Source organism: Syntrophobacter fumaroxidans MPOB, from assembly GCF_000014965.1.
GTDB lineage: Bacteria > Desulfobacterota > Syntrophobacteria > Syntrophobacterales > Syntrophobacteraceae > Syntrophobacter > Syntrophobacter fumaroxidans.
Window position 1 is genome coordinate 4,840,280 of record NC_008554.1, and the last position, 25,680, is coordinate 4,865,959.

A 25,680-nucleotide genomic window follows, 5' to 3' on the forward strand; every position below is an offset into this window, starting at 1 on the left:
CGGCACATGATCATCCCCGCTCGTGAATTCATGCCGCTGGTCCTGGCCGCTCTTGAAAGCAATCAGCGCGTGCGCATGACCGCCATGGGCAGCAGCATGTTCCCCTTCATCCGCGGCGGGGATGTGGTGGAAATCGAACCCATCCGCTCTCCGCCGGTGGCGGGAGACGTGGTCCTGGCGCAGCGCGCTCTCATGCCCCAAGGGGAGCGCTACGTCGTGCACCGCATCGTCCGGATTGAAGGAGAAATGTATTTCCTGCGCGGCGATGCGCAGAAAAATTGTGAAGGGCCGTTTACGCGAAGAGACATTCTGGGCAGGGCCGTCCTGGTTTTCCAGAAGGGACGCGTACACAGGCTCGATCACGGCATATGGCGCCGAGCGGGCTTTGCGTGGAATCGCTGTGCCCCCCTCAATCTTTGGCTGTTCCAGCTGACGCGTCAATTCCAAAGAAAGCGCAAATAGACTGCCGGGGCGTTTGCCCGGCGGCCCTGTTCCCGGCACGGGGATCGGCATGCAACCGTCAGGCAGTGCAACTGCAAAATCCTACCTTCTGTCCTTCCTCCGGTATGCCGGCGCAAAGGCCTGGATATCCCTCCTTATAATGGTTCTGCTCGGTCTCAGTGAAGGCGTCGGCCTGATCATGCTGATACCCTTCCTGCATCTGATCGGTTTTGGGGGAGCGGAGAAGACCGACGGAATTTCCCTTCTAGTGAGGGAGCTTTTCGATACGAGCGGGCTGCCTCTCACGTTGCCGGCAGTCTTGTCCGTCTACGTGGTCATTCTGAGCGTGCATGCCATGATCGGCCGGTACCAGGAAAGCCTGAATGCCCGGCTGATCATGGGTTACACGCAGTACATGCAGGACCGTCTGTACGCGGCATTTGCGCGAGTGGGCTGGCTGTGCTTCACGCAGACGAGCGGGGCCGACGTGATTCGCGTCGTGACCAACGACTTGATCCGGGCGGGGCTGGCCACCCAACGACTGCTCGAGCTCATTGCGGCGATCGTTCTTACCGTCATATACATCTGCGTGGCCATGACCGTTTCGTGGATCATGACGATGTTCACGCTGGCATGCGTCTCGATCATCTTCCTGATTCTGCAGCCTCTCAACAAGCAGGCTCACCGTTTGAGCGAAGAATTGCAGAAAAAGGTGGAGGACATGTACTGGCTGGCGACCGAGCACCTCGGGGGCATGAAAATCGCCAAGAGCTACAACCTCGAACGCGAGCACGCCGGGAGCTTCTCCGCCATCACGAGCCAACTCGCGGCAAAGGCCACCCGTTTCTTCCAGGTGGACGCCGCCACCAGGATGTATCACCAGATAGGGGCCATAGTGGCTTTGAGCTCCTTCTTTTACCTGGCGGCAAAATTCGTTACGATCCCGGCGACCAGCCTCCTGCTCGTGGTCTTCGTGTTTGCGCGGCTCTCGCCGAAGGTATCCGGCATACAGCATTTCATGCAGCATATCAGCAATTCCCTGCCTGCCTTCCGGGAGGCGAGCATCATGCTGAGCCGTTTCGAGGCTGCGGCTGAATCGCCTGCTCCCTCGGTGGTTCGGCCCCTGCGGCTCGAAAGCTCCGTCCGATTCAGCCGGGTGTCCTTTTCTTATGACGGCGGCATGGAAAGTCTTTCCCTGCGCAAAGTCGATCTTGTGATCCGGGCGCACGAAACGATGGCGATAGTCGGTCCTTCCGGGAGCGGTAAAACCACTCTCGCCGATCTCATCCTGGGGCTTCTCAACCCGACCGAGGGCACGATTCTCATCGACGACAGGCCGCTCGAGGGCGAATGGGTGCACAACTGGCGCAGTTCCATCGGTTATGTTCCTCAGGAGACTTTTCTTTTTCACGACACGGTTCGCGGCAACCTCTTGTGGGCCAAACGGGACGCCACGGAAGAGGAGATCTGGACGGCGATCCGGCTTGCCGCCGCCGAGGACTTCGTGTCGGCTCTGCCCGACGGCCTGGATACCGTGCTCGGCGATCGGGGAATCCGGCTCTCCGGGGGGGAGCGGCAGAGGATCGCCCTTGCCCGGGCGCTGCTGCGAAAGCCGACGTTGCTTCTTCTGGATGAAGCAACGAGTTCCCTGGACACGGAAAACGAGCAGCGCATCCAGGAGGCCATCGAGGGGCTTCACGGGGAATTGACCATGGTGATTATCGCCCACCGCCTTTCCACGATCCGAAGAGCGGACAGTATCGTGGTGCTGGATGGCGGGCGGGTGGCCGAGGCGGGTACGTGGGAATCGCTCGCGCACAAAGAGGGGGGCCGCTTTCGAAGCCTGCTGGAGCGGCAGAAGTAGGCGGGACTACGGGGTCAAACCTACACTTTTCACAAATCTCCAGAATCTGGGGCGCACAGCGAAATGTGAAAATGTGTCGGGCCGGGGTATCTTCAGACGAAGTGCGCTATCACCGCTCAAGGCCATGCCGGCGGGCCTTTGACGAGACTGCGAAAGATCCCTGCCCGAACGGGTTCTTCTTCCCGCATGCCGCGGCCCGACCGCAGGGCGATCTCCCTCATGGCTTCGGCGAGACCCCGAAGGGATTTGCCTCCCAGCACGATTGTTCCTTTTTCGGTATCGACGGCGTATACATCGACGGGGAAGGGCAGGCCTTCTCCAGGCAGCAGGTGGTAGACTTCCGCACGATGCCTGACTGCACGAATTTCGTCCCACCGGAGGCGAAACCGTCGCACGGGCGGCAAGGGACAGGCACGCCACGCCGGTGCGGCGATGGTCAGGTCATTTCGACTCATTTCAATGCGAGCGGCAAAAGTCGCAAAGCCCGTGAGCAGCTCAATCAAAGCCAGGAACAATGTGGGCAGGCCCATCAGAAGGAATGCAAGCAGAGTATCGCTGGCGATAACGGTTACGCCGGTCCCGATTCCGATCGTCAAGATTCCCAGGAGGATGAGTATTACACCGGTTGGCCTTGCGCCATATACTTTCTCATCATCGTATGGCGTCATATTTCGAAATGACCTTTAACGAATTGGGTTGTTTCAATGAAAGTACCAATCCTCGTGGGAAAATCTGCACGGTCCCGACTCGCTTCCGGGGTACAACCCAGGAAGATCTCAATGATATCGAATCCTGTCAATCTCAAAAGACCATGTTCAGCGGAAATATCAGGTGACTGTCTTGCCCGGCACGTGATTCCATCAAACGGTCATACAAATAGAGACTATTGGTGTGGTTCCAAGTGCATGCTCATTGTCAGAAATGTGTCACTCGAAACGGCGCGGGAAGATTCCGGTCAGCGCAAAAAAAAGAAAAAGGGCTTAGATTCTCATCCAAACCCATAAATTTCCATTTCGATGAGATGCCGGAGGAATGCCTTCACCGAGTCAAGCCGCCCATTAATGGAAATGGGCTTCATTCCCCGGTCCTGTTCGTGCTCGACAAAGGCCTCGAGATGCTTTCCGCTCACCCCCTCAAGGTGAGTCAGCCTCTCCTTTTTCAGAAACTCCAGGAAGAGCCTGATGGACGTGTAATTGAGCTCGAGCGTGTTGGGGCGCCGGTTGCGGTGATACAGATGGGAAAGGCAGTTTTCGGCAAACTCAGTTCCAGGCAGGCCTCGTTCTCGAAGCTTGGCCGAAAGCTTCTCCAAAGTCTGTCTGGCAAGATTTTGGACTCGCCCCCTGACAAATGTGAAACCGAATTTCGAAGGGGCGGGTTGGCATTGACGCGGTTTTATCTCTTCTGAAAAAAGTTCAGGGGCTATTTTCTGCCTTCTTTCTGTTTTTCACCAACAATAACAGGCATATAACGCCACAGATCGTTCTGGGATCAATCATCTGTTTTGTTACGTACAATGAGGAGATATAGTTTGACTTACGGTTGCCCCCTTTTCTACAGCAATCCGATGCACCACAGCACATGCCCCGTGGCACAGAATGTCCCGTGGCACAGAATTGCCACCCAAGCTTAAAACTGGTACTATGCAGCCTTAGCACAAATGCGTTCTCATTTGCGGGCTTGCTGGTTTCTAAACTCACCATGGGTCTGCCATCGGGGAGGAATCGGTTGATTTCCGGGTATCCGAAACTATCCGGCCTGATTCGTATTGGCTTGCAGCTCAAGCTGACCCTTTTGGTCATCGCACTTCTCTGTCTCCTGGTCGTTTTTATCGGACTGCTTTCAACCGATTCAATCCGCCGTATTTTGCTGAGCGAAATAGGTCAGAAAGCACTCGTCCTGGCACAATCGGTAGCCCGCAACCCGGTAATGCGCGAAGGTCTTCAAACCAAAAATTCCGCGGCTGTTCAGGAACTCGCGGAGAAAATTCGCCAGGCCACTGCAGCGGAATATGTCGTCGTCTGTGATCGCCAGGGGACCCGATACAGCCATCCCAATCCGGAAAATATCGGGAAGACCTTTGCGGGGGGCGATTTTCATCCCGTCGTGGAGATGGGAAGCGCCTATGTCTCACAGGCTGTGGGGACGTTGGGACCTTCGACGCGTGCCTTTGTCCCGGTACTCGGAGATCAGGGGGAGGTAATCGGCTTCGTGGCTGTAGGGTACCTGGATACGGAAATAGAGAAACAAGTCGGCGTCCAACAGCGGAAAATTCTGGGATATGCGGCGGTCGTCCTGTTTTTTGGAGTTTTCGGCGCTGCGGTCATTGCCAAGAAATTCAAATCCGCCATCTTCGGGCTTGAACCGCACGAGATCGCCACATTGTTCGAGGAACGAAATGCGATAATTGAGGCCATTCGCGAAGGGGTTGTGGCCGTTGACAGGGCAGGGCGCCTCAGATTTGTAAATCAGGCCGCACGGCGCTATCTGGGACAGTCCCCCGATGAGGAACTGGCAGGGTGTCTTCTGACCGATCTCTGCCCATGCGGTGAAATGGAGAATGCGCTCCTGCAAAAAGAAAAAATACTGGACCAGGAGATTTCTGTCGCAGAACGCACGATGGTGGTCAACGTGCTCCCCTTCGAAGTATCCGGTAATGGGTCCGGAGCGGTCGCGACCTTTCGCCCCAAAGACGAAATCGACAATCTTGCGCGAAAGCTCCTGCACATGCAGGAATACTCTGAGTTGCTGCGTGCACAGACACATGAGTACTCGAACAAGCTGCACACAATTGCGGGGCTGATCCAGATCGGAGCGCACCATGAGGCGCTTGATCTCATTCTTACCGAGTCGAGCGGGTATCAAGACCTCGTAAAGACACTGGCTGAAGCGGTCCCCGATCCCGTCATTGCCGGCCTGATTCTTGGGAAATTCAACCGGGCGCGCGAACTCAAGGTAGAACTCAAACTTGAGCCTGACAGTTCCTTTTCCGATCTGCCGGCCGAGATCGAGCGGGGAAGCCTGGTCACGATAATCGGCAACCTGCTGGACAACGCCTTCGAGGCGGTGCGCTCGTACGGGCAAGATTGTGAGGTCCGGCTCTTCTTTACCGACCTGGGCTTGGATTTGATTATCGAGGTTGAAGATTCCGGCCCGGGAGTCCCCCCTGAAATTGCGGACAGATTGTTTGAAAAGGGAGTTACCACAAGCATCGGTCAGGGACGCGGAATGGGGCTCTATCTCGTTCAAAAAGCTGTTGCGGCGCTCGGAGGCTCGGTTACTTTCTCCACGGGTGAACTGGGCGGGGCGCTTTTTACGGTCACTATCCCGAAAAATTGCGCCGGACTGTACGACAAGAACATGCTGTCCGGGCAAAAGGGAACGGTTTGATGGCAACAAAAGAGCCCATCCGGGTATTGATCGTTGAGGACGATTTGCGCATTTCCGAGTTACACCGCCGTTTCACCGAGAAAATCGACGGGTTCGAGGTCGTAGGGATAGCGAACACGATAGCCGACGCGGAGGATATGGCCGAGGTTCTTGCCCCCGACCTGGTGCTGCTTGACCTGTTTTTCCCCGAAGGAAACGGGTTGGATTTGCTCCGGAAACTGAGAGCACGGGCAGTCCCGGCCGACGTGATTCTTATCACTGCCGCCCGCGAGATGAACTCGCTAAAGGAAGCAATTCGCGGCGGTGTTTTTGATTATAATGTTAAGCCTGTCGTCCTGACTCGCTTCCAAGCATCGATGGAAAGATACCGGGACTACTTCCGCAGCATGAGGGCAGGAGGGTCCCTAGACCAGAAAGACATCGACCGGCTGTTTCACCCCGAAATAGGCAGACGATTCGAAGACCCGGAAATGCCCAAGGGCATTGACCGGCTCACGCTGCGTAAAATCAGGCAGGTATTTGAATCATCTTCCGACAAAGACTTCAGCGCCGAGGAAGTGGCAGAGCAAATAGGCCTCAGCCGCTCCACAGCCCGCAGGTACCTCGAATACCTGGTAAGTGAGAGCTTCCTGGCTGCGGACCTCCTCTATGGTGTAGTTGGCCGCCCCGAAAGGCGTTATTTCCGAGTCACCTGAGCTTATCCGGAACTCCGGCCGCAAAATCCCAGCGGGATTTTGCGATCCACTCAGTCTTTACCTGAATCCTGAGACCTCCCTCACCTTCTTTTCTCCACTCCTTTTTGATTCCACCGCTTATTTCGAACCATTCACCTCCCGGGCGGCGCCCCAGGGCGCCCCGGACCTATTCCGCGCATCGTGAGCAAAATGAACAAAATCATCTTTAAGAAATAAATAAACTAAATATTCCAAATATTTACAAGCAATGAAGTTGCTGATAGGCTTGTTAATGTAATGAAAGATTGATCGAGATCCAAAGGTGACGGCAGGAGGCAACCTCAAAGAATTCGGGAAATCTGAACGCACAGGCGAAAGGAGAGGAGACAAACTATGTTCTGGGTAGAATTTGCTGTTCTTTTGCTAGCAATCTACATCGGTATTCGCGTTGGTGGAATTGGACTCGGCCTCATCGGAGGTACCGGCGTGACCGTCTTCACCTTTGCCTTCGGAATGAAGCCGGGCTCTCCTCCAATTGATGTTATGCTCATCATCCTGGCCGTGGTGGCGGCCTCTTCCACCCTCCATGCAGCCGGCGGTCTGACCTACATGGTGCAACTGGCGGAAAAGCTGCTGCGCAAACATCCTAATAACATCGTTTTTCTCGCTCCTTTTTGCACTTACTTTCTGACCATGGCGGTCGGAACCGGCCATGCCGTCTATATGTTGCAGCCAATTATTGCGGACGTTGCCTATAAGACCGGAATCCGCCCTGAACGCCCCATGGCGGTCTCTTCCATTGCCTCGCAAATGGGCATCACGGCAAGTCCGATCGCAGCGGCGGTAACCAGTTTTCTGGCTATGGCCCTCAAAGTCGGGCATAACATCACCCTGGTGAACATTCTCTCCGTCACCATCCCGGCAACGGCTATAGGCATCTTTGTGGCTGCGCTCTGGAGCCTTAGACGTGGCAAAGACCTGGACAAGGATCCCGAGTTCCAGGAGCGGATGAAAGATCCGGACTTCCGCGCTCAGTTGGAGGAGGGGGCAACCCTCCTGGATGAAAGCATATCACTGAAGGCAAAGCTTTCTGTTTTGCTCTTTTTTGCGGGGGTTATTGCGATAGTTCTTGTCGCAATGTTTAAGCTGGCACCCGTTATTGACAATAAACCGGTCTCAATGACCATCATCGTGCAGATCGTCATGCTCACGACTGGTGCTGTTATTATGCTCTACTCGCGTGTCAAGGCAGCGGAGATTGCCGCCTCTTCGGTGTTCAGGGCGGGAATGGTGGCAGTAATTGCGATCATGGGCATAGCCTGGATGAGCGAAACCTTTATAGAAACGAACAAAAAAGTACTGGTTGACACCATGCAGTCGATGGTCAGCCATTACTCATGGCTCTTTGCGGTTGCGATGTTTGCGGTTTCCGCGTTTGTCAAAAGCCAGGCGGCAACCCTGCTGATCATGGTGCCCATAGGTTTTGCACTCAGCATCCCCATCAATCTCCTTATAGGAATGATACCGGCTTGTTACGCGTACTTCTTCTTCTGCTTTTACCCGACCGATCTTTCGGCAATCTACTTTGACCGGACCGGCACAACCCACATCGGCAAATATCTTCTAAATCACAGTTTTATGATCCCCGGATGGATTGGCGTCGTAACGGCCACGCTGGTCGGCTATTTGATTGGCGCGTTCTTGCTGAGGGTATAGAGCAGGGTGAAGAAAGGTTGGTCGTGTATGAAAGCTAGATTAGGCAGTGCCTGATGTTGAATGCCTTAGGGGAGAGACAAATGAAAAAGCTCACAATAATCATCAGTCTGATAGTAGCTGTGGCCCTTGTAGCCTGGGTAGAAGCCACGATGGCAGGACCTCAAGAATCTCCCATCAGGGTAGGAGTGGTACTTCCGCTGACGGGAAATCTATCGAAATTCGGAAATATTGAAAAGAACTCTTTTAATATGGGGCTGGAGGAGATCAATGCTGCTGGCGGAGTAAACGGCAGGCCGATTGAGCTCGTGTTCGCAGATGATGCGTCTAGGATCGAAACAGGTCGATCAGCGGTTGAAAAACTGGTCGTGCAAGATAAAGTGGTCGCTCTGACCGGCGGATACTCTTCTGATGTTACACTTGCCGTGGCATTTTTGGCAAATCGCCTGCGCATACCTTTCCTGGTCACGACCGGGGCGGCGGACATGATCACCGAGAGGGATTGGGACTATGTGTTCCGTATCAACCAGCCCATCAGCGAATACTCCAAAACCCTCATTGAGTTTCTCCATGGAGAGCTGAAGTACAAAAGCGTTGCCATACTGCATGACAGTGGCCTGTTTGGTCGCGCGGGCGCCATTGAGTTTTCCGAGCACGCTACTGAGTTGGGGTGGAAGATAGTCTTGCAGGAAGGCTATGAGCCGGGCACCGTGGATTTCAAGCCATTGCTCGGTAAGGCCAAGGCAGCCAAGCCTGATGTGGTCTATATGATCTCTTATGTTCATGAAGCAGCCCTGCTTATGAAACAATCCAAAGAGCTGAATTTTGCTCCCAAAGTATTTGCTGGTGCTGGTGCCGGTTTCACTTTGCCGGAGTTCTACGAGCTTGCCGGCAGTGCTGCGGAAAATGTCTTTCGGCGACTCTGTGGACACCGCAAGTCCCATATCCAGGAGCGAGGGAATACTCCATCAATTACCGGAAAAAATACGGAACCGAAACAGACTACCATGGTGCTGAGGCATACGCTTCCATCTACGTTCTTGCAGACGCGCTCAAAAGGTCGAAGGAACTTACGCCGCGAGGCATTCGTGAAGCCCTTGTGAAAACGAACATGATGACTGCCTTCGGTCCCGTAAGGTTTATATCCTACGAAAATAAGGGACAACAGAACTCGTTGCCAACTTATTTGGTTCAGTGGCAAAAGGGGGTGCTGGAGACGGTCTGGCCTGCGATCATTGCCAGCAAACCTTTTGTATCTCCCGAGCAGGCAGAAAGCAAATAAAGTGGATCGATCAGGGAGAAGTAAATGGCGGGATGGACACCAATATGGACACCAACGAAAAAGGGGCTACGTCTGAATCGGCGTAACCCCTTGATTTTCTGGTAGCGGGGAGTGGATTCGAACCACTGACCTTCGGGTTATGAGAACGAAGGGATATATTTACCACACTTTCCGTAACCTTCCTAAAACGTGGCTCTGTAAGCCATTTCGCAAATTGACTTCTTCCTTGACTTTACCCCTTTTTACACTAAAATGTATCATGAAGGTTGGAAATAGGGTTGGAATTTTCCAACCCCGCAAACCCAAGGGGGAAGCCATGAAACGCCACAAAACGAATTATCCGGGAGTCTTTTATCGAGAAGCTGACCGCATCGGCGGAAAGGGAGCGGAGAAGGTCTATTACATCCTGTTCAAGCAAGACGGCAAAGTCCTGGAGGAAAAGGTTGGAAGGCAGTTCGTGGACGACATGACCCCGGCGCGGGCGGCAGGTATCCGGGCGGAACGCATCGAGGGGAAACGTCCTTCCAGGAAGGAAATCAAGGAAGAGCGCGAAGCCCAAGAGCATGCCGTAAAAGAAGCCGAAGCGAACCGCTGGACGATCACCCGCCTATGGGAAGAATACAAACGCGGCACACCCGGCTTGAAAGGGATCGTGACGGACGAAAACCGCTTTGAGAAGCACATAAAACCCATCTTCGGCGACAAGCAACCGCACGAACTAGGGGCGCTCGATGTCGACCGCTTGCGAATTGGACTGCTAAAGAAAGCACGCAAGCCCGCCGTTCAGAAAACCCCCGGAGACTCGAAACCGGGAACGGTGAAGAAGAGCGTTGACCCACTCAAGCCCGGAACCGTCAAGAATGTCCTGGAATTGCTGCGCCGGATTATCAACTTCGGTGTGAAAAAGAATCTTTGTACCGGCGCGGGCTTTGCCATCGAATTACCCAAGGTGAACAATCTTCGAACAGAGGATTTGACCCCCGATGAACTTGCAAAACTTATGGATGCCATCGAGAAGGATGAAAACCTCATAGCGGCAAACCTTATGAAAATGGCTCTTTTCACCGGAATGAGGCGGGGGGAGTTATTCCGGTTGAAATGGTCGGACCTTGATTTCGAACGCGGCTTCATCCATATCCGGGGGCCGAAAGGCGGTGTCGACCAAACTATACCGGTGAACGAAGAAGCGCGGAAGATCCTTCAAAGCCATCGAAGAACCAACAGCGGTTTTGTTTTTCCTGGGCGTGGTGGGCATCAACGTATTGATATCCACAAATCCGTGAACAAAATCAAGGAAGCTGCCGGACTCCCGAAAGGGTTTAGAGCCCTGCACGGCTTGCGGCACGCCTACGCATCCATGCTGGCATCGAGCGGCAAAGTTGACCTCTACACCCTTCAACGGCTCTTGACCCACAAAAGCCCGACAATGACCCAACGCTATGCCCATCTAAGGGATAGTGCGCTAAGGAACGCTTCAGACTTGGCCGGGGAGATCATCACCGGTATCATGGACGCCAAACAGGATGAAAAGAGCATCCTTGACATCATTCGAGTGAAGCCCTAGTATATTCAGAAATACGGTTACTAAAGGGCACGCCCTAGTGGGCCTCCCCATTTAAAAATCGCCAGAGCACGCCTAGAGCCTCCTCTGCATCGACAGATGGAGGTTTTTTTATGACAAGCCTACCGCAAGACCTGCAAGAATCCCGTTGGCTCAATGAGCACGAAGTTTCCCTCCTCACTGGCCGCGCACTGCCGACGCTCAGAAACGAGCGCTCCAAAGGCCGGGGCATCCGGTACGCGAAGATTGGGCGTTCCGTCCGGTATCGCCTTTCCGATGTCGTGAATTTCATGGAACGCTGCCTTGTCCACGTGGGGGACTAGTCATGAGCGGGGGACCGACTGTGAACGACGAACTCTTGGCTTACGGCAAGGGCGCGGAAATGCTGACCGACCGGCAGCTTATGTTCCTTGCCATGCTGGTTGCGACCCTCAACGAAGCACTCCGGGCGACGGTTGAATCCAGCATGGCCGAAATCCGTGACGAACTCGCTGAACTGCGACGGGCGACGGGGGGGGGCCGATGAACATCACAGACACCCTCTTGGCGGCATGGCCGGGGAACTTGAAGGCCGACGGAACATTCACCTGTCCCTCGTGCGGCAGAGCAACCCTGACGGTAGACGCGGATACAGCACACTGTCCGTCTGAGGGCCGTAGCTTCGATGTCGGCACACTGCTTGGACTTTTACAGCGAGCGCGGGGAAACGGGAGCGAACCCAATCAGGAGGCTCCACCCGAGCAACCGGACCCGGTTTGCTTCCAGGATGCTATCCTTGACGCCGACGCCTTTGTCTCGCTCCAGCTTCCCGAGAAAAAATCCTACCTGCACCCATGGATCAATGAGCAGTCCATTGTTTTCATCGTCGGTTGGCGGGGTGTGGGCAAGTCGGGGTTCATCCTAGGAGCCCTCGATGCCGTCACAAAGGGGAAACCGTTCGGGCCGTGGACACCGGGCGAACCCGTGAATTGTCTGTACCTCGACGGCGAAATGGCCACAGTGGACGTGCAGAAGCGACTCCGCGAAATGGGAACCGCCGGGAGGAAATCCAGGCTGCTCGTCTACTCGGATGCCTACGCGTACAGTCTCAGACTTCCGAAGGCAAACTTGCTCGATGAGAAGTGGCGCGACGGCTTCAAAAAGAGCCTGCTGGACCTCGACGTCAAGATAGTCGTGATCGACAACCTAGCCTCTGTGACAGGCGGCATCGATGAAAATTCCAAAGAAGCCTGGGATCCCATAGGCGCTTGGCTGCTCCAGCTTCGATTTGCAGGAATCACGACCATCCTGATTCACCACGAGGGCAAGACCGGACAGCAACGCGGCACATCGGGCCGGGAAGACCACGCCGATGTGTGCATATCCCTGAAGAAGCCTCATGACTATCTGGCAGAGCAAGGCGCAAGGTTCATCGCCAGCTTCACGAAGTCCCGAATCCCAACCGAACACTTACCCCTGATTGCCGACACGGAATTCCAGCTTATGAATACCATTGGGGACACGCAGGAATGGACATGGAAGTCGGCACAACAGGCCACGAAGATGCAAATTCTGAAGAACCTGGACGAAGGCATGTGCCAGACCGACGTTGCCGACTTGCTCAAAGTGAGCAAGGGGCAGGTTTCCAAGGTTCGAGCGGCAGCCATCAAAGCCCACTGGATGACGGAAAAAAACAAGCTGACACAGTTGGGATTTGGTGCCTTGGAGGGGTGAAAAAATGGAAACTTTTATGGAAACTCGGCCAAAGTTTCCTGCTTGGAAACTTTTGGAAACTCGGCCACACGGCAAAACCCGTAAACCCGCTCCAGGCAAGGAATTACGCGAACAGCCAATGGAAACTTTTTGGAAACTTTTTGGAAACTCACCCGTAAGTTTCCACCACCCCCTATAAGGGGTGGAAACTGGAAACTTTTGGGTTTGGAAACTTCCGAAGATGGAAACAAAAAAGGAACAACCCATGGTCACCTTCGATAAACGAAACCTCACCATCGAAGTGAGAAACCACAACGGGCGGCATGTCTATGAAATCGACCTGGAGAGATGCACCACACCGGCAATGCTGCTCGATTGGATTTTCCAGCTACACAGCAAAACGTGGATGACGCCGGAGATGATGGACGAATTCTTGAGCATCATCGAGGATGTTTGTAGGGAAGTTTTGGGGAAAAGCGTGCAAGGCTGCTTCTGCCCTTTCGGACAATCAAGAACTGTTGATTGGGAAAAGAACCCATGCGCCTAATCATCGACACCCGTGAACAAACGCCCTACGGCTTCGAGGGCTACGACGTGCAAACCGAGCGGGGCACCTTGCCGACCGGCGATTACTCCCTTGCGGGATTCGAGGATCGGGTTGCAATCGAGCGAAAATCGCTGGACGATCTGATCGGATGCTTGAGCCATGATCGTGAACGATTTGAGAAGGAGCTATGCCGGGCAAAGGCGCTCGACTTCTTCAGTGTGGTCATCGAAGCCCCGCTTTCGAACATCCTGGCCAGTCGGTTTCGTTCGCGGATGACAGTCAACGCTGCGGTGGAAACTATCGCGGCGTTCTCAACAAGGTATCGCACGCCGTTCCTGTTCTGCGGCAATCGAGCGGGCGGGGAGCGCATGACGTACAGCTTGTTGGCGAAGTACGGCCACAACATCTTGCGCGCCGCTCGGCTCTTCGAGAAAGGAAATCGCCATGACAACTTATCGTTTGCTGAATGAACGAGGCTCACCTGTGGGTCGGATGATCCTGGATGACTGCGGGAACGGCTACGCGGTTCTTGACTGCCTTCCGAAGCCCCTGACCGTGGTGGAGTTGGCACCTGGAGAACCTTGGCGTTTCGAAAAAATGTCAGGTTGCCCCCCTGGGGGGAGGGGTCCGACACCCCCCGGCATTAGTACTCCTCGTGGGTTCGCACAAACTCAAAACTTTGAAATCCCAAAATTTACCAACCGCAACGGAAAGGAGGTTGTCCGATGACTCCCCTTCAGGCGATTCGCCACCATTGTTTGTGGTGCTGTCTCGAAAGCTCACGTGAGGTTGGACTCTGCCCGGCGGAGACATGCCCCGTTCATGCCTACCGTGCTGGACACATGCCGAGGATAAGGAAACCCTCACCCTTGCGGGCGATTCGGGCGCGATGCCTTGACTGTGTTCAGAGCAACCCCGAAGTTCGGGCATGCGAGACGACGACCTGCAGTTTGCATCCGTTCCGCATGGGGAAGAACCCGAACTACAGCGCGGAGACAAGAGAGCGGTTGCGACACAGAGCTAGAAACCACTTCCTTGCTGAGAAAGTCCACGTGGCGGGGCAATTTGGCAATTAAAATTTTGAGGTAATGCAATCCATCGTCCAGCGAAATGCAACGCATTTAAAAAGGGAGCATCACAATGACAGACATCATCGAACAACCCAAGCGCGGGGGGGCAAGACCTGGAGCCGGGCGCAAACGCAAACTTCCCGGAGAAAAAGAAGTCGACGCGCTGATTCAGGCTTTCAGGCGGGAAGGCGAACTTGCGGGCACAAGTGCGGCAAAAGAATTGGCGCGCTTGGCCTTCCGATCCGAAAACGAGCGTGTCCGGTTGAAGGCGCTCACACTCTACTACAGTGTGGTCTCGGTAAAGAGGGTGGACATTTCCATGCCGACCGAACACAACAAGCCCATAATCTACCTCCCCGAAGTCATGCCGAAGCCCGCTGAAGCAATCGAGCGGGAGCGGCAGGCGCTGGAGAGGTTCTAATGGTGCACCAGACCAGAAAGGAAGAAAAACATGATTGTCGAAATACCGGACAAGAACATGGAACTGGAATTCCCGGACGATATGCCCGAAGAGCAGATCACGCAGGTTATCAGGACTCAGGTATATGGAGAATCGGCTCAACCGGCCATGGCTCCACAACCCGAACAGCCCAAATCGTTCCTGGAGCGCGGCTTCGGTGTGGGCGACGAGCAGAACGCGGCATGGAACGCTGTTTCATCCCCGTTTCCAGGCGCGGATATCAATGCCGTTCTGCCAGATGACCCGCGCATGAAGGGTGCGGTTGTCGGTGGAATCCTTGGCTCCCCGCTCGGGCCTCTGGGAAACATTGCGGGCTCCGGGGCTGGTGCGATGGTGGGCGACCTTCTTTCGCAGATGAACAACACGGCACGCGGGAACGCTCCACCGGATATGGAACCCTTGCCACTCATGGGCATCCCGGACCGTCTTGACCCGACCATTGCGGCGCGTACTGCGGGCGCACTCGGGGAAGGCGCTGCGGCGGGGGCTTTGGGCGAAGGTGTGGCCGGTCTCGCTAAATTCACGGCTCCCGTGGTCGGCAATGTGCTTGAAGAAACGGCGCGGATGTACGGGTTGCCACAAATGGTGGTGAAGTCCCGCCCATGGCTACAGAGCATCGTGGAGGCCACACCGGGCGGCAAGTGGATGGTGGATCGGTACAAACGCCAATTCAATGATTGGGCACTCGCAGAACGGGAAGCGTTCGTAAAGGAAATTGCCCCGGTTCTTGAAACAAATCTTGCCGTGGGGGAAAAATGGGGTGAGGAACTCTCAAAACTCGCTCAGAAGCCAAAACAGGCATACAGGGCGTTCGAGGAAGGCGCTCCCGGAGTCCAAATCGGTCTACCTGAATCCAGGAACCTTGCCGCTCAACTCTATGAAACCGGCTCTCCGGCTGACAGGCAATGGTTTGATGTGCTGTTGAACCGGGGCAGTCTCACCACGGAAGAAATCTCTAAGATGCTTGGCGGGAAGAAAGCCGGGGCTCTAAGCCCGGAAGTGAAAATCGCCATGCGGGACAGCATAAACTCTGACCTCCTGGCGTTCGACAATGCAAGGGGATCGGCACTAGCGGCACTCCGTCAGGAAGCCGATGACGCATACAAAAATGTCATGCAGAACTGGTCGAACAATCCCCTCTTTGTGAAGCTCATGCGCCAGTACGACCCGCAGATGAAGATCCCCGGGGTTGGAAAATCCATGGCACTTCCAGCCCCGGAACGAATCATCCGAACCGCGTTCACATCCGGGGACATCGAAGGGCTTCAGGCAATCAAGGCGGCGATGCCCGAAGATGTGTTCAACATGGGCCTTGCGCGATTCCTGGAGAACAGCCTTGACGCCGCAATGGATCGAACTGGCAAAATTCTATATCCGGCCAAGTGGGCAAAACAATGGGAAACCCTTGGACCGAAGATCGAGGCGTTTAATCCGGGGCTCCACAAGCGCATGGGCACATGGACGAAGATGATAACCAAAGGTGAAGGAATGCTCCCCACTGCCGAAGCAAAACATGGAGGTCTCATCGAAGGGGCAAGAAAGTTGGGCGCACTTGCGACTCCGGGGTCTTTCTTTGCCGGGCCTATGGCCGTAGGTGGGGCTGCGGTCTACAACGGATTTCCCATGATGGCGGCCTACAAGTGGTTAGGGCCGGAAGGGAAAACCCTGCTGCGACGGTATGCCGAATCCGCCACGCAACGTCAGAAAACCACGGCGGCTGGAATGGCAACAATGAATCAATTCAGAGAGGAGTGAACCTGAGCCCACTTTGTTGTTGAACAGCCTCCCGGATGTGATATTCTGAGCATGTCAAAAAATCCCGGAGGCCGCCGTTATGGCCGTTTGTGCTCATGCTCGACAATCAAACGCGCGGAAGAGTGCCCATGTGGTGACGCATGGGCGGGCAGGAATGCCTTGACAGCTCTTCCGCGATTTTTATTTGGAGGGTGAGTCATGGAAAAGACATTGCAAGTCGGTGGAATGAGCCCCCCTGTGCCCGAAATACTCAAGGGTGAGAACCTCAGCATAGTCCACACGATCAACGTAGACGAGTACGGGACTCAGGAAAAATGGCTCGTCTACGTCGTCGGGCGGTACACCTATGGGGATGGGACTACTCTTCGTGAGGCGCTGGATACAGCAGCCCACAATCTCATCCAACCCGTGCCTCAATACGCCTAGAATCGATTTTCCCTGCCTGGACGACCGAACACACGTCCGGGCGGGGGATCGTTGATTCTAGGGGTATCCTCGCAAGCCGACAAGCTCCGGGATGCCGCGATTGACCACGCGCTCCGCCCGGCGGCTCGTCATCTCACTCGTGAACCCGGCACGCTTGGCGGCGATGGAGCGGGTCTCTTCGCCCTTTTCCAATTCCGGGCATTTGACCGGATTTGATTTTAGGTTTGGATTCCCGCGTCGTTCTTCCACAGCGTCAACAATCGCTTTCTTGATTGCGACTCGTTCGCTTGGAGTGAACCCGGCACGCTGGGCCATCCCCCGAAGTTCGATCATGCCCCTGTGAATGGAGCCCGTCATTTCAAAAAGCGGGATAATAGCGGGATAAAACGGACCTTCCCGGACTATCAAAAAGTCGAGATCCCTGTAAACTGGTGCCCGGGGCGGGGCTCGAACCCGCACGGCGACAAGCGCCAAGGGATTTTAAATCCCTTTCAATTACCTTTGGTCGGTTGTGGTGTTCACGGGGGGGGTTGTTCCTCAAGGTTGGAAATAGGGTTGGAAATGCGCGAATCATCCAAAAGAAAAAGGGACTCAGATTTTCTCTAAGCCCCTGTTTTTCTTCTGGTAGCGGGGAGTGGATTCGAACCACTGACCTTCGGGTTATGAGCCCGACGAGCTACCGGACTGCTCCACCCCGCGACAACTTGTTAAACATACGCCAATGTGTGCCGGCTGTCAAGGCGGTTCCGTCACATTCACCATTATCCCGTTTACGGGAGCAGTATCAGCTCATTGCGTCCTGCATCGACGGAAGACCCCGGTGCAGGCGATCGAATCCGCACCCGCCCGAAGAGCGCCGAGCAACCGCCGCGGGGTCGTGTGTGCGCGGGCGTCGCGGGCGGATGTCCCACGCACCCATGGCATGGGGGCGACACTCACTGAGGATCGTGCTCGCGCGGGCGGATGTTGCTGATGTCCATGTCCTCGCAGCTGGGGGAGCCTGCCGACCCAAGCCGCTCGGGTAGGATGATTTCCCGCAACACTATCTTTGCACGAAAATGCCTTCCGGTTCCACACTTTCATACAGCTTTGCGAGCGGGGATGCTTCTTCGCGGACCGGCCGGTTGAAATCGGCCGGTCAATCCTCTATAGTCGCGCAAACACCGTGACGGAAACAAATCGGCGCGAGCGGCGCTGTCCCGTGCCGCTGCCGGGATGGAGGATGATGCGATGACGAGAAAATGGCGTGCTGCCCTGTTGTTCTCGGTTTGGGCTTTGGCTTTGGGGATGTTTGCACTGGCGTCCGTCGTCCCGGGGCGGGCCGAAGCCCAGCAAAAACAGGCCGAATCTCAGAATAAGGTTTCCGGTGCGACTTCCAAGGCGGCCGCGCCCGAGAAAAAAGCCCCGGATCGGGAGAAAAAACCGGAAAGCCGGGAGAGAAAGGAGGAGCCCGCTCCAGACCAGAGTGCGACGGAGGCTCCGACGCCCATCAACACCGAGGCCATCGACGAAGCGGGCCAGGTGCTCGGCAAGAAGATCGACGAAGCAGGGAAGGGGGCCTCCCGAACGGTCGGCCAGTGGATCAACGCCAAGGCTTTCCTGGGCATCACGTGGCTCAAGCTGCTGGTCTGCCTGTTGCTGCTCCTGGTGGTCGCGGCCGTCGAACGTACCGTCCGCCACCTGATCGCGATGCAGATGAAGGCAAGAAACGATGAAGAGGCGGGACTGGGCTGGTGGCCGCTGTTCCTCGACGCCCTGTCCAGACCCCTGTCCCTCTTCATCAGGGTCTACGGCATCTACTGGGCGCTGTCCCCGATCCTCAGCACCTTCGAATCTTCGAAAGCGTACGCCGTCATCCATCGCATGGCCGGCAAGGCGGCCGACATCGGCGGCACCATAGCGCTGTTCTGGTTCGTCTACCGCTTCATCCACGTGGTGGACATGCAGCTGCGGCGCTGGGCCAACTCGCGCAAGAACAGCATCGACGACATGCTGGTGCCGCTGGTCGGCAAAATATTCCGGGTTTTCGTCATCGTCATCGGCGGCATCATGACCGTCCAGAACCTGACCGGGATCGAGATCGGCCCGCTGATCGCGTCGCTGGGGATCGGCGGTCTGGCCATCGCCCTGGCCGGAAAGGATTCCATTGCGAATTTTCTTGGAAGCCTGACGATTCTGCTCGACAAGCCGTTCCAGGTGGGAGAGCGCATCGCCATCGACAAGCACGAAGGCTTCGTCGAAGACGTGGGGTTTCGCAGCACGCGGATTCGGACGCTGAGCGGCCACCTGGTTTCCATCCCGAACGAAAAAATCATCAACTCGACCCTGGAGAACATCGGCCGGCGGCCCTATATCCGCTGGCACACGAACCTGACGCTCACCTATGGCACGCCGGCCGAAAAGGTGGAACGGGCCGTGCGGATCGCTCGGGAAATCCTGGAGAACCATGAGGGCATGCGCCCTGAGTATCCGCCTCGAGTGCACTTCAATGCGTTCAACGACTGGAGCCTCAACCTGTCGATCTTCGCCTGGTACCACCCGGCCGATCATTGGAAGTTCCAGGAGTGGGTGCAGAAGACCTGTCTCGAGATCATGCGAAGGTTCGAGGCGGAGGGGATCGAATTCGCTTTCCCGACCCAAACGGTGTACCAGTACAATCTGGATGGCCGGGATGCGGAGGCGCCGGACCGGCCGGCAAGGATAAGCCTCGGTTCCAGGCAGTGAGGTCTTTCGGAGTCGTGGTTTTCCCGGAAATCTGGCCCGGCGGGGTGCGAGAATAAATTTCCCCCGACGCGCGACGCGGCCCGCTCGCTTTCCCGTGCCCCGCCTACAGGGTTCCCTTGGAGGACGGAATGCCCGAGCGCCGTTCATCGAACCGTGTGGCTTGGTCCAATGCGCGCCCCAGTGCCTTGAAGATCGCTTCCAGGATGTGATGCGTGTTGCTTCCGTACAGACCCTGGACATGAACGGTGGCGCCGCCGTGCTGGCAGAACGCGCGGAAGAATTCCGGCACCAGCTCGGTTTCGAACCGCCCCACCCGGGCCGCGAGCGTGGGAACGCGGTAGACCAGGAACGGGCGGTTGGAAAGATCAAGGGTCACCGAGGCGCAGGCTTCGTCCATGGGCACCACGGCATGTCCGTAGCGCCGGATCCCTTTGCGGTCCCCGAGGGCTTTCGCCAGGGCGCCTCCCAGGCAGATGCCGATGTCCTCCACGGTGTGATGGGCGTCGACGTCGAGATCGCCTTCGGCCTGGAGCTTCAGATCGAAGAAGCCGTGCACGCTGAAAAGCGACAGCATGTGATCCAGAAAGGGAACCCCGGTGCGCAGTTCCGCTTTTCCTTCCCCGTCGACCGTGAGATCGGCCATGATCTTGGTTTCGCTGGTGATTCTCTCCACCGTTCCCTGTCGCCTGCCAGCCATGTGTCGGTATCCTCCGATCGTGTGAAGCCGTTGGGTATCGGTCGGTGCCTTCCTCGGAACGGTATCGTTCCCGGACTCCGGGCCGCCTTGCGGGCAGGCGTGAAGCCCGCCGGCCGCCGCTCTTTCTCCGTTCTCCCACTGCCCGTCTGTATGCCATAATTTGAACGATTTCACCAGAGAATTGGATGCCGGAGCAAACAGGGGCGCACCTGGGGCTTTCCCGTGCGCCGCCGCAACCCGGCCGGGGCGCTCGCCGCCCCTGTCTCCGCCGGTATGCCCTTTCGGCTCTGCAAACACGCCCCCACAACGCCGCCCGTAACCGCGCGTTCCGGGCGTGTCAGCCTCAAGCAGGCCGACGGATGCCTTCCCCAACCTCGACCTTCGCATCCAGGGCCTGCCGGCCAACGCCACGTCCCGTACACCGTGCGGCGCGCCGCCGAGGCGGCCTTCAGCCATTGCCGCAATGCCCGGTCGTCGCCTGCGGCTCTTGAGTTACAACCGTGTCATTCCAATGACGGTTTCGAATGCCGGGACGTCTTACCCGCTTTGCGGAACAGCGGCCGCGCCCGAGCGGAGCCATTGTCACGCGTGATTCCGGTTTGCGCGGCGCACAGCCTCCAAACGGGCTTTCCGGATGGCACAGATGCTGCACTTTATTCCCCATCACACGAAAAAGGGCAAAAAACATTATTTGATGAGCCTCGAGTGCGAACCGCAAGGAGTTCGCACGAAGGGGCGAACAAGGTCTCTCATGGGTGCCGGGGAGGGGAGTATGCACTTGAAACGACTTGCTGTGGCTTGTTTCGCGTTGTTTTATGCCACGTTTTTCGGTAGCGCAGGTGCGTTTGCCGAAGAACTGGCCGATGTGCAGAAAAGAATAAAAGACAGGAATCTCAAGTGGGTTGCTGAGCGACACCTCAACCCCGAAAGGAAGGGACTCGGACTCCTCAGGGACGGGTTCACCGCCGCCGTCCCGCCTGCCGAAGGTGCAGGCGATGTTCCCACAGGCCTGGCGACCGCCGTGGACTGGCGAAATATCGGCGCCGACAACGCGTTCGGGGTTGCCCCGGGCAACTACGTGTCCCGCGTGAAGAACCAGGGGAGCTGCGGCAGTTGCTGGGCTTTCGCAACGACGGCAATCCTTGAGTCCGCGACCCAGATCGCCAACAACGATCCGATCGAACCCCTTGATCCCGGCAGTGCCTACGATCTGTCCGAGCAGGTCATGCTCACCTGCAGCGGCGCCGGCAGCTGCAACGGCGGGTACGTCACCACGGCCTCGAGCTATGCAGCCACCACGGGATTGCTGCGGGAATTCCCCTCCGGTTGTTACGCCTACAACATCGGCAGCACAACCTGCCCCAACCCGGGTTCCTACCCCGACTGCGATCAAACCCGCTTCCGGATCGACGCCTGGAGCGGGGTATCGGCCACCGTCGATGCGATGAAGAACGCCCTGAACACCCATGGCCCTCTCGTGGCGACCTACGCGGTCTACAATGACTTCTACCGCTACTACGGCAGCGGCATTTACGAGGCCATTTCCTGCGATCAAACGGTCAACCCCCTCGTGGGCTATCACGCGGTGGCGCTGGTGGGCTATCGGGATGCCGATGCCGCCGACCCGGTGGGGTATTTCATCGTGAAGAACAGCTGGGGAGCCGCGTGGGGTGAATCGGGGTATTTCAGAATCGCCTACTCTCAGGTCGGCAACTGCGTGAAATTCGGGGGGACCACCCTGGCGTACTCCAAGACGGCCTGCAACGGGGCCATCACCGTGGATTCTCCGGCCGAATCGGCCACCTTGCAGGCGGGAACGATGCACGCCATCACCTGGAGCGACTCGGGGAGCATCGGCCCGTACGCGAGTATCGATCTCTACCAGGCAGGGAATCGCGTCCGGACGATCCAGGCAAATGCCCTCCTGGCGGATGGATCATTCTCGTGGCTGGTCGACTCCGATCTTCAGGGGCCGAACTTTTCGGTAATGGTCACGAGCACGGCATGCAGTTCCGCCTACGGCACGAGCGGACCGTTTTCCATCAACCCGGCGGCGGATTTCGAAGTGGCCGGCACGGCGGTTTCCGGCAGTGTGGGACTTTCGGGAGTGACCATCAGTTTCAGCAGAGTTTCCGGGGCCGGCACGATCCCCGCCCCTGTCGTCACCGACTTCCAGGGCGGGTGGAGACAAAGCGGGTTTCAGCAAGGGACGGAATACCGGGCGACGCCATCAAAAACGGGCTGCACGTTCAGCCCGGCGTTCCTGGATTTCACCGATGCAGCGTCCAGCCTGAATTTCGCCGCGACGGAGAACAAGATAACCTCCGTCATATCTCCGACCGCCGGCTCCATCGTGAAGGTGGGGGGGGCCCTGCTCGTCAAGTGGACGTACACGGGCAGCCCGGGTCCCTATGTGACCATCGAGGCCGTGAACACCGCTACCGGCGCTCGAACGGCGATCAGTTCCAAGGCCAAGATCGGCACCGGCGGGATCGGCTCTTACAACTGGAGGATCGGCAAGCAGCAGGCGGCAGGGACCTACCGGATCAAGGTCGCGAGCAAGACCAACGGTTCCTCGGCGACGAGCGCGGAATTCAGCATCATAAAATAGCTGCGGCGGGCCAGGCGCACAGGGACGCAGCGGGCTTTCGCCCCGCCGTTTCTTCTCTCCTCGGGCGATACCGTGCGCCGGGATGGCATGGAAGAACACCGGTGTTTTCAAGAGGCGATGAATCGAGAGGTCTGTTTGCCCGGCGACGGTTATTGCGATCGGATTGCGGGTTACTCCCGGGAATGCGGCAAAATGCCGGTCGCCGTACCCGTTTCCATGTGTTGCGAGCACCGGGTACAGCATCCCGCCAGGCAGGCATCCAACAACACTACCACCACCAGGAAAAAAGGGGCAGGTCCCTGACCTGCCCCTTCCCGTTACATGCCGGAGTGATCGAGCAAGCGATCTACCCCACCAGGCGTTTATCAGCGAACGGGAACCGCCCGCAATTCGTTCAACACCGGGGTAGCGGGGGCCGTCGCCGGCTTCTGCAGCAACTGGGGAGCCGGAGCTGTTTGCCGTACCGGGATCATGTTGATCTCAGAGGAGTTGAGTGCGCCCTCCGGGCAGGTGCCCTTGGAGACCACCGCGTGCCCGATGATCCAGACGCCGTCACCGTTTGTGTCGGTCAGTGTCAGCCCGGAGAATGTGTCACCGGATGCGCCGGCGTCATAGTACCTGGTGATGCCGTACCGGCCCGGTGCAATCTTTGTCGGTTTCAGGTCGGACGCGTACAAGTGGACTTCCTGGAGCTTGTAGTCCGGCAGCAAGGCATACCTGACCGTTGCCGACGAGCCGTCCCACGTCACGTAGAGTGTTCCGACCTCCACCCCCTTGGTGGTGTCGTTCAAACCTGCCCCCGCATAAATGGGGTACTCTTCTTCGGTGACCTGCTGCGTGAGGTTGATGGCCCAGCCCCAGCGTTGCCTGGTCAGATCGAGACTCGGAAGCCCTTCAGGGTTTGCCTTGGCGGTGGAGGCGAATACGTGGGTTCCCTTGGCGAAGGCGGTTTCGGACCAGCATACCGGCGGGGGCGGGAAGTCGCCACAGCAGATCGCGTACTGGCCGAAAAAGTACCAGCGCCCCGGCTCTTCGACGTTCACGGGCTGGTCACCGCCCCAGGCAGTCTCCCACTCCTTGCACCCGTCGCCGTCACTGTCCATGTAGACCTCGGCGTGCGTGAAAACATACAAGGACAAGTCGCACACCGGCTTTCCATCAACATCCACGGCGTTCAATGATGCCAGAGGAATTTCGAAAGTATAACTGGTCAGGCCCGCGGCGTTGTGTTGGTAAGGGAACTGGCCCGGCACGGGGATTCCCTGATTGTTCGTAGGAATTGAGCTCAGGTCGTTCCCCGCCCACACATGGAGAGTGCCGAATGTAGCGTCCGGCCATGTCAGGTTGTAGGTTACGTAGAGGTAAGTGGAATCGTTTGTGACCTCAACCGTGCCTGCGTTGTTGTGCTGCCCTGCCGTGAGGTCCCAGACGACGGGTTCGCAAACCGCCGGGATGTCTGGAATAAATAGTTCAAGGAGTTGAGCGTTTGCGGTCCCCGCGCCGATAATGAAAGCGCATGCCGCAAAAAGTGCAACCCATGTAATCTGCTTTTTCATCTCTGTCCACCTCCTTGCATTATGGGTGTTCTCACCGTTTCAGACCTAACAGATTCCTTGTTCGCATCCTTGTAACCTCTCCGCCTGTTCGACGCTTGAAGCACCCCGTCCACAAACAGAAAAGCCGGGCTGCCGTCTTTCAGGCAACCCGGCCGTCTACGTGAGACCCGCGGTTTTCCGTCCCCCCCTCGCGGGAGGTTTGGCTTTTTCACAAGAGGTCGAAAGGTCGCTCTCGGCGCATGAACCCGCCGAACGACACCCTTGGCCAAACCATAGCATAAGGTAATTTGCGATGCAAACTATAAATGTTAACAACAACTTCAAAAGAACCCGCTAATAAAGGTCGAAGACATCGGTAAAGGGGCTGCCCGGAGACACGGCAGTGGACGCGCGAACCGCTGCCCTCAGCGCCCGGGCGTTCGGAAATCGATGGGTTACGACGAACAGGCCGTAACCTATCGTGGCCGCGCAGGCGTTGTGCTGGATGAATGCCCGATCGAGCCGAACCGTTCTCCTCTTGGACCGTTGCTCGAGGGGCTGGGTCCCCGAGCGATTCGCGTTTGATGGCAAGATTACACAACACCGGTTCGCCTGACGCTGCGGCGGGGGGTGCCATGCCGCGCCCCCGCGCCTGAGAGACCGTCGGAGAGGGTGAGCCGGTCCGACCTGCAAAAGGAGGGCTTTACGCCCTCCCGACATTATTGCCATTTTGCACGAAATTCTGCATGCCCCCGACGCCTGCGGAACCTGCAGAACATGAAAACACACTCACCGGGGATTTGATTATCCAGGTCAGTTCGTATCAGCACCCTGCCGCTCCTACACCTATTTGACGCATAGTTCAAAAGCACCATCCGGTCCATATCCGATCCGAAAATCAGAAAAAACGAGTGCTTCAAAGAACGGATTTGACAATGGGTCGTCAACAGCATTAAAATAAAAAGTAAATATTGATGTCTGAGATACATCGGTTCGTTCTGCTCTTGATCAACGTTCTCTATCCATCAGCGAAGATTCTGAAGCGGATCATGTCACAGTCGACGTGACCGGACAGCGGAGAGTCTGTCGAGCAATCCAATAGGAACCTCATTCCCGGGGAATACTGGAGCAGTGACAACCTGAACAACCGGGACGGTTCCTTTCACGGCAATGACAAAAAGGAGTGCCCTCCGCCATTTTCGAGTTTGCATCACGTATTGACCGCCAGAAAATGATTTCGG

General features: G+C 56.7%; 21 protein-coding genes, 1 tRNA gene, 1 pseudogene and 1 riboswitch. Of the genes and pseudogenes, 17 read left to right on the forward strand and 6 right to left on the reverse strand.

Features of this window, described 5'->3' with window-relative positions; all coding sequences use genetic code 11:
* The first annotated feature begins 6 nt into the window (after positions 1 to 6).
* Positions 7 to 462, forward strand: a complete 456-nt coding sequence (locus tag SFUM_RS22205) for a S24/S26 family peptidase (RefSeq protein WP_011700769.1) — start codon at positions 7 to 9, stop codon at positions 460 to 462.
* A gap of 49 nt (positions 463 to 511) precedes the next feature.
* Positions 512 to 2,305 carry an ABC transporter ATP-binding protein gene (locus SFUM_RS20535; RefSeq protein ID WP_011700770.1) on the forward strand — a complete coding sequence of 598 codons (1,794 nt, stop codon included), beginning with the start codon at positions 512 to 514 and terminating at the stop codon, positions 2,303 to 2,305.
* A gap of 116 nt (positions 2,306 to 2,421) precedes the next feature.
* Here the strand turns inward: SFUM_RS20535 and SFUM_RS20540 are convergent, their stop codons facing one another.
* Both SFUM_RS20540 and SFUM_RS20545 read right to left on the reverse strand, forming a co-directional pair.
* Positions 2,422 to 2,973 carry a hypothetical protein gene (locus tag SFUM_RS20540; protein WP_011700771.1) on the reverse strand — a complete coding sequence of 184 codons (552 nt, stop codon included), beginning with the start codon at positions 2,971 to 2,973 and terminating at the stop codon, positions 2,422 to 2,424.
* Positions 2,974 to 3,293: 320 nt separating this feature from the next.
* Complete coding sequence (locus SFUM_RS20545; protein ID WP_011700772.1) at positions 3,294 to 3,614, reverse strand: site-specific integrase; 321 nt, start codon at positions 3,612 to 3,614, stop codon at positions 3,294 to 3,296.
* A gap of 416 nt (positions 3,615 to 4,030) precedes the next feature.
* On the opposite strand from SFUM_RS20545, the gene SFUM_RS20550 reads away from it, so the two are divergent.
* The 13 genes and pseudogenes from SFUM_RS20550 to SFUM_RS20610 all read left to right on the forward strand — a co-directional run bounded on the left by SFUM_RS20550 (position 4,031) and on the right by SFUM_RS20610 (position 16,872).
* A complete protein-coding gene (locus tag SFUM_RS20550; protein ID WP_011700773.1) occupies positions 4,031 to 5,692 on the forward strand; it encodes an ATP-binding protein in 1,662 nt (553 codons plus the stop codon).
* The gene (locus tag SFUM_RS20555; RefSeq protein WP_011700774.1) at positions 5,692 to 6,387 is read left to right on the forward strand and encodes a response regulator; all 696 of its coding nucleotides are present in this window, start codon (positions 5,692 to 5,694) and stop codon (positions 6,385 to 6,387) included. The genes SFUM_RS20550 and SFUM_RS20555 overlap by 1 nt, the downstream gene beginning before the upstream one ends.
* 372 nt (positions 6,388 to 6,759) lie before the next feature.
* Positions 6,760 to 8,082 carry an anaerobic C4-dicarboxylate transporter gene (locus SFUM_RS20560; protein ID WP_011700775.1) on the forward strand — a complete coding sequence of 441 codons (1,323 nt, stop codon included), beginning with the start codon at positions 6,760 to 6,762 and terminating at the stop codon, positions 8,080 to 8,082.
* A gap of 149 nt (positions 8,083 to 8,231) precedes the next feature.
* Positions 8,232 to 8,933, forward strand: a pseudogene (locus SFUM_RS24225) (ABC transporter substrate-binding protein); the annotation flags it as partial.
* Positions 8,934 to 9,046: 113 nt separating this feature from the next.
* Positions 9,047 to 9,361 (forward strand): ABC transporter substrate-binding protein, encoded by a 315-nt coding sequence (locus tag SFUM_RS24230; RefSeq protein ID WP_492226202.1) that lies wholly within the window; start codon positions 9,047 to 9,049, stop codon positions 9,359 to 9,361.
* Positions 9,362 to 9,677: 316 nt separating this feature from the next.
* Complete coding sequence (locus tag SFUM_RS20570; protein ID WP_011700777.1) at positions 9,678 to 10,925, forward strand: tyrosine-type recombinase/integrase; 1,248 nt, start codon at positions 9,678 to 9,680, stop codon at positions 10,923 to 10,925.
* A gap of 340 nt (positions 10,926 to 11,265) precedes the next feature.
* The gene (locus SFUM_RS20580) at positions 11,266 to 11,448 is read left to right on the forward strand and encodes a hypothetical protein (protein ID WP_150109591.1); all 183 of its coding nucleotides are present in this window, start codon (positions 11,266 to 11,268) and stop codon (positions 11,446 to 11,448) included.
* Positions 11,445 to 12,635 carry an AAA family ATPase gene (locus tag SFUM_RS20585; protein ID WP_011700778.1) on the forward strand — a complete coding sequence of 397 codons (1,191 nt, stop codon included), beginning with the start codon at positions 11,445 to 11,447 and terminating at the stop codon, positions 12,633 to 12,635. The genes SFUM_RS20580 and SFUM_RS20585 overlap by 4 nt, the downstream gene beginning before the upstream one ends.
* A 244-nt stretch (positions 12,636 to 12,879) precedes the next feature.
* Positions 12,880 to 13,161 carry a hypothetical protein gene (locus tag SFUM_RS20590; protein ID WP_041441157.1) on the forward strand — a complete coding sequence of 94 codons (282 nt, stop codon included), beginning with the start codon at positions 12,880 to 12,882 and terminating at the stop codon, positions 13,159 to 13,161.
* The gene (locus SFUM_RS20595) at positions 13,152 to 13,631 is read left to right on the forward strand and encodes an ERCC4 domain-containing protein (protein ID WP_011699270.1); all 480 of its coding nucleotides are present in this window, start codon (positions 13,152 to 13,154) and stop codon (positions 13,629 to 13,631) included. The genes SFUM_RS20590 and SFUM_RS20595 overlap by 10 nt, the downstream gene beginning before the upstream one ends.
* Before the next feature lie 670 nt (positions 13,632 to 14,301).
* Positions 14,302 to 14,652 (forward strand): hypothetical protein, encoded by a 351-nt coding sequence (locus SFUM_RS20600; protein WP_011699269.1) that lies wholly within the window; start codon positions 14,302 to 14,304, stop codon positions 14,650 to 14,652.
* A 30-nt stretch (positions 14,653 to 14,682) separates the two neighbouring features.
* The gene (locus SFUM_RS20605) at positions 14,683 to 16,446 is read left to right on the forward strand and encodes a hypothetical protein (protein ID WP_011700780.1); all 1,764 of its coding nucleotides are present in this window, start codon (positions 14,683 to 14,685) and stop codon (positions 16,444 to 16,446) included.
* A gap of 198 nt (positions 16,447 to 16,644) precedes the next feature.
* Positions 16,645 to 16,872 carry a hypothetical protein gene (locus SFUM_RS20610; RefSeq protein WP_041440457.1) on the forward strand — a complete coding sequence of 76 codons (228 nt, stop codon included), beginning with the start codon at positions 16,645 to 16,647 and terminating at the stop codon, positions 16,870 to 16,872.
* A gap of 622 nt (positions 16,873 to 17,494) precedes the next feature.
* On the opposite strand, the gene SFUM_RS20620 is transcribed toward SFUM_RS20610, so the two are convergent.
* A tRNA-Met gene (locus SFUM_RS20620) sits at positions 17,495 to 17,571 on the reverse strand.
* A gap of 531 nt (positions 17,572 to 18,102) precedes the next feature.
* Here SFUM_RS20620 and SFUM_RS20625 point away from each other — a divergent pair.
* A complete protein-coding gene (locus SFUM_RS20625) occupies positions 18,103 to 19,596 on the forward strand; it encodes a mechanosensitive ion channel family protein (protein WP_167321386.1) in 1,494 nt (497 codons plus the stop codon).
* Positions 19,597 to 19,699: 103 nt separating this feature from the next.
* On the opposite strand, the gene hisB is transcribed toward SFUM_RS20625, so the two are convergent.
* Positions 19,700 to 20,293, reverse strand: a complete 594-nt coding sequence (gene hisB / locus SFUM_RS20630; protein ID WP_011700783.1) for an imidazoleglycerol-phosphate dehydratase HisB — start codon at positions 20,291 to 20,293, stop codon at positions 19,700 to 19,702.
* A gap of 778 nt (positions 20,294 to 21,071) precedes the next feature.
* On the opposite strand from hisB, the gene SFUM_RS20635 reads away from it, so the two are divergent.
* Positions 21,072 to 22,904 (forward strand): C1 family peptidase, encoded by a 1,833-nt coding sequence (locus tag SFUM_RS20635; protein ID WP_167321387.1) that lies wholly within the window; start codon positions 21,072 to 21,074, stop codon positions 22,902 to 22,904.
* A 365-nt stretch (positions 22,905 to 23,269) separates the two neighbouring features.
* Here SFUM_RS20635 and SFUM_RS20640 read toward each other — a convergent pair whose 3' ends face one another.
* Together SFUM_RS20640 and SFUM_RS23055 are read right to left on the reverse strand one after the other, a co-directional pair.
* A complete protein-coding gene (locus SFUM_RS20640; RefSeq protein ID WP_011700785.1) occupies positions 23,270 to 24,460 on the reverse strand; it encodes a hypothetical protein in 1,191 nt (396 codons plus the stop codon).
* Between the two features lie 139 nt (positions 24,461 to 24,599).
* A riboswitch (cyclic di-GMP riboswitch) is annotated at positions 24,600 to 24,674 on the reverse strand.
* A gap of 119 nt (positions 24,675 to 24,793) precedes the next feature.
* Complete coding sequence (locus SFUM_RS23055) at positions 24,794 to 25,030, reverse strand: hypothetical protein (RefSeq protein ID WP_150109594.1); 237 nt, start codon at positions 25,028 to 25,030, stop codon at positions 24,794 to 24,796.
* Between the last annotated feature and the right edge of the window lie 650 nt (positions 25,031 to 25,680).

What these genes read in the sequence shown, in the direction of transcription:
- SFUM_RS22205 (WP_011700769.1), top strand. Translation starts at nt 7, where the DNA reads ATGATCATCCCCGCTCGTGAATTCATGCCGCTGGTCCTGGCCGCTCTT.
- SFUM_RS20535 (WP_011700770.1), top strand. Translation starts at nt 512, where the DNA reads ATGCAACCGTCAGGCAGTGCAACTGCAAAATCCTACCTTCTGTCCTTC.
- SFUM_RS20540 (WP_011700771.1), bottom strand. Translation starts at nt 2,973, where the DNA reads ATGACGCCATACGATGATGAGAAAGTATATGGCGCAAGGCCAACCGGT.
- SFUM_RS20555 (WP_011700774.1), top strand. Translation starts at nt 5,692, where the DNA reads ATGGCAACAAAAGAGCCCATCCGGGTATTGATCGTTGAGGACGATTTG.
- SFUM_RS20560 (WP_011700775.1), top strand. Translation starts at nt 6,760, where the DNA reads ATGTTCTGGGTAGAATTTGCTGTTCTTTTGCTAGCAATCTACATCGGT.
- SFUM_RS20570 (WP_011700777.1), top strand. Translation starts at nt 9,678, where the DNA reads ATGAAACGCCACAAAACGAATTATCCGGGAGTCTTTTATCGAGAAGCT.
- SFUM_RS20585 (WP_011700778.1), top strand. Translation starts at nt 11,445, where the DNA reads ATGAACATCACAGACACCCTCTTGGCGGCATGGCCGGGGAACTTGAAG.
- SFUM_RS20590 (WP_041441157.1), top strand. Translation starts at nt 12,880, where the DNA reads ATGGTCACCTTCGATAAACGAAACCTCACCATCGAAGTGAGAAACCAC.
- SFUM_RS20595 (WP_011699270.1), top strand. Translation starts at nt 13,152, where the DNA reads ATGCGCCTAATCATCGACACCCGTGAACAAACGCCCTACGGCTTCGAG.
- SFUM_RS20600 (WP_011699269.1), top strand. Translation starts at nt 14,302, where the DNA reads ATGACAGACATCATCGAACAACCCAAGCGCGGGGGGGCAAGACCTGGA.
- SFUM_RS20605 (WP_011700780.1), top strand. Translation starts at nt 14,683, where the DNA reads ATGATTGTCGAAATACCGGACAAGAACATGGAACTGGAATTCCCGGAC.
- SFUM_RS20610 (WP_041440457.1), top strand. Translation starts at nt 16,645, where the DNA reads ATGGAAAAGACATTGCAAGTCGGTGGAATGAGCCCCCCTGTGCCCGAA.
- SFUM_RS20625 (WP_167321386.1), top strand. Translation starts at nt 18,103, where the DNA reads ATGACGAGAAAATGGCGTGCTGCCCTGTTGTTCTCGGTTTGGGCTTTG.
- hisB (WP_011700783.1), bottom strand. Translation starts at nt 20,293, where the DNA reads ATGGCTGGCAGGCGACAGGGAACGGTGGAGAGAATCACCAGCGAAACC.
- SFUM_RS20640 (WP_011700785.1), bottom strand. Translation starts at nt 24,460, where the DNA reads ATGAAAAAGCAGATTACATGGGTTGCACTTTTTGCGGCATGCGCTTTC.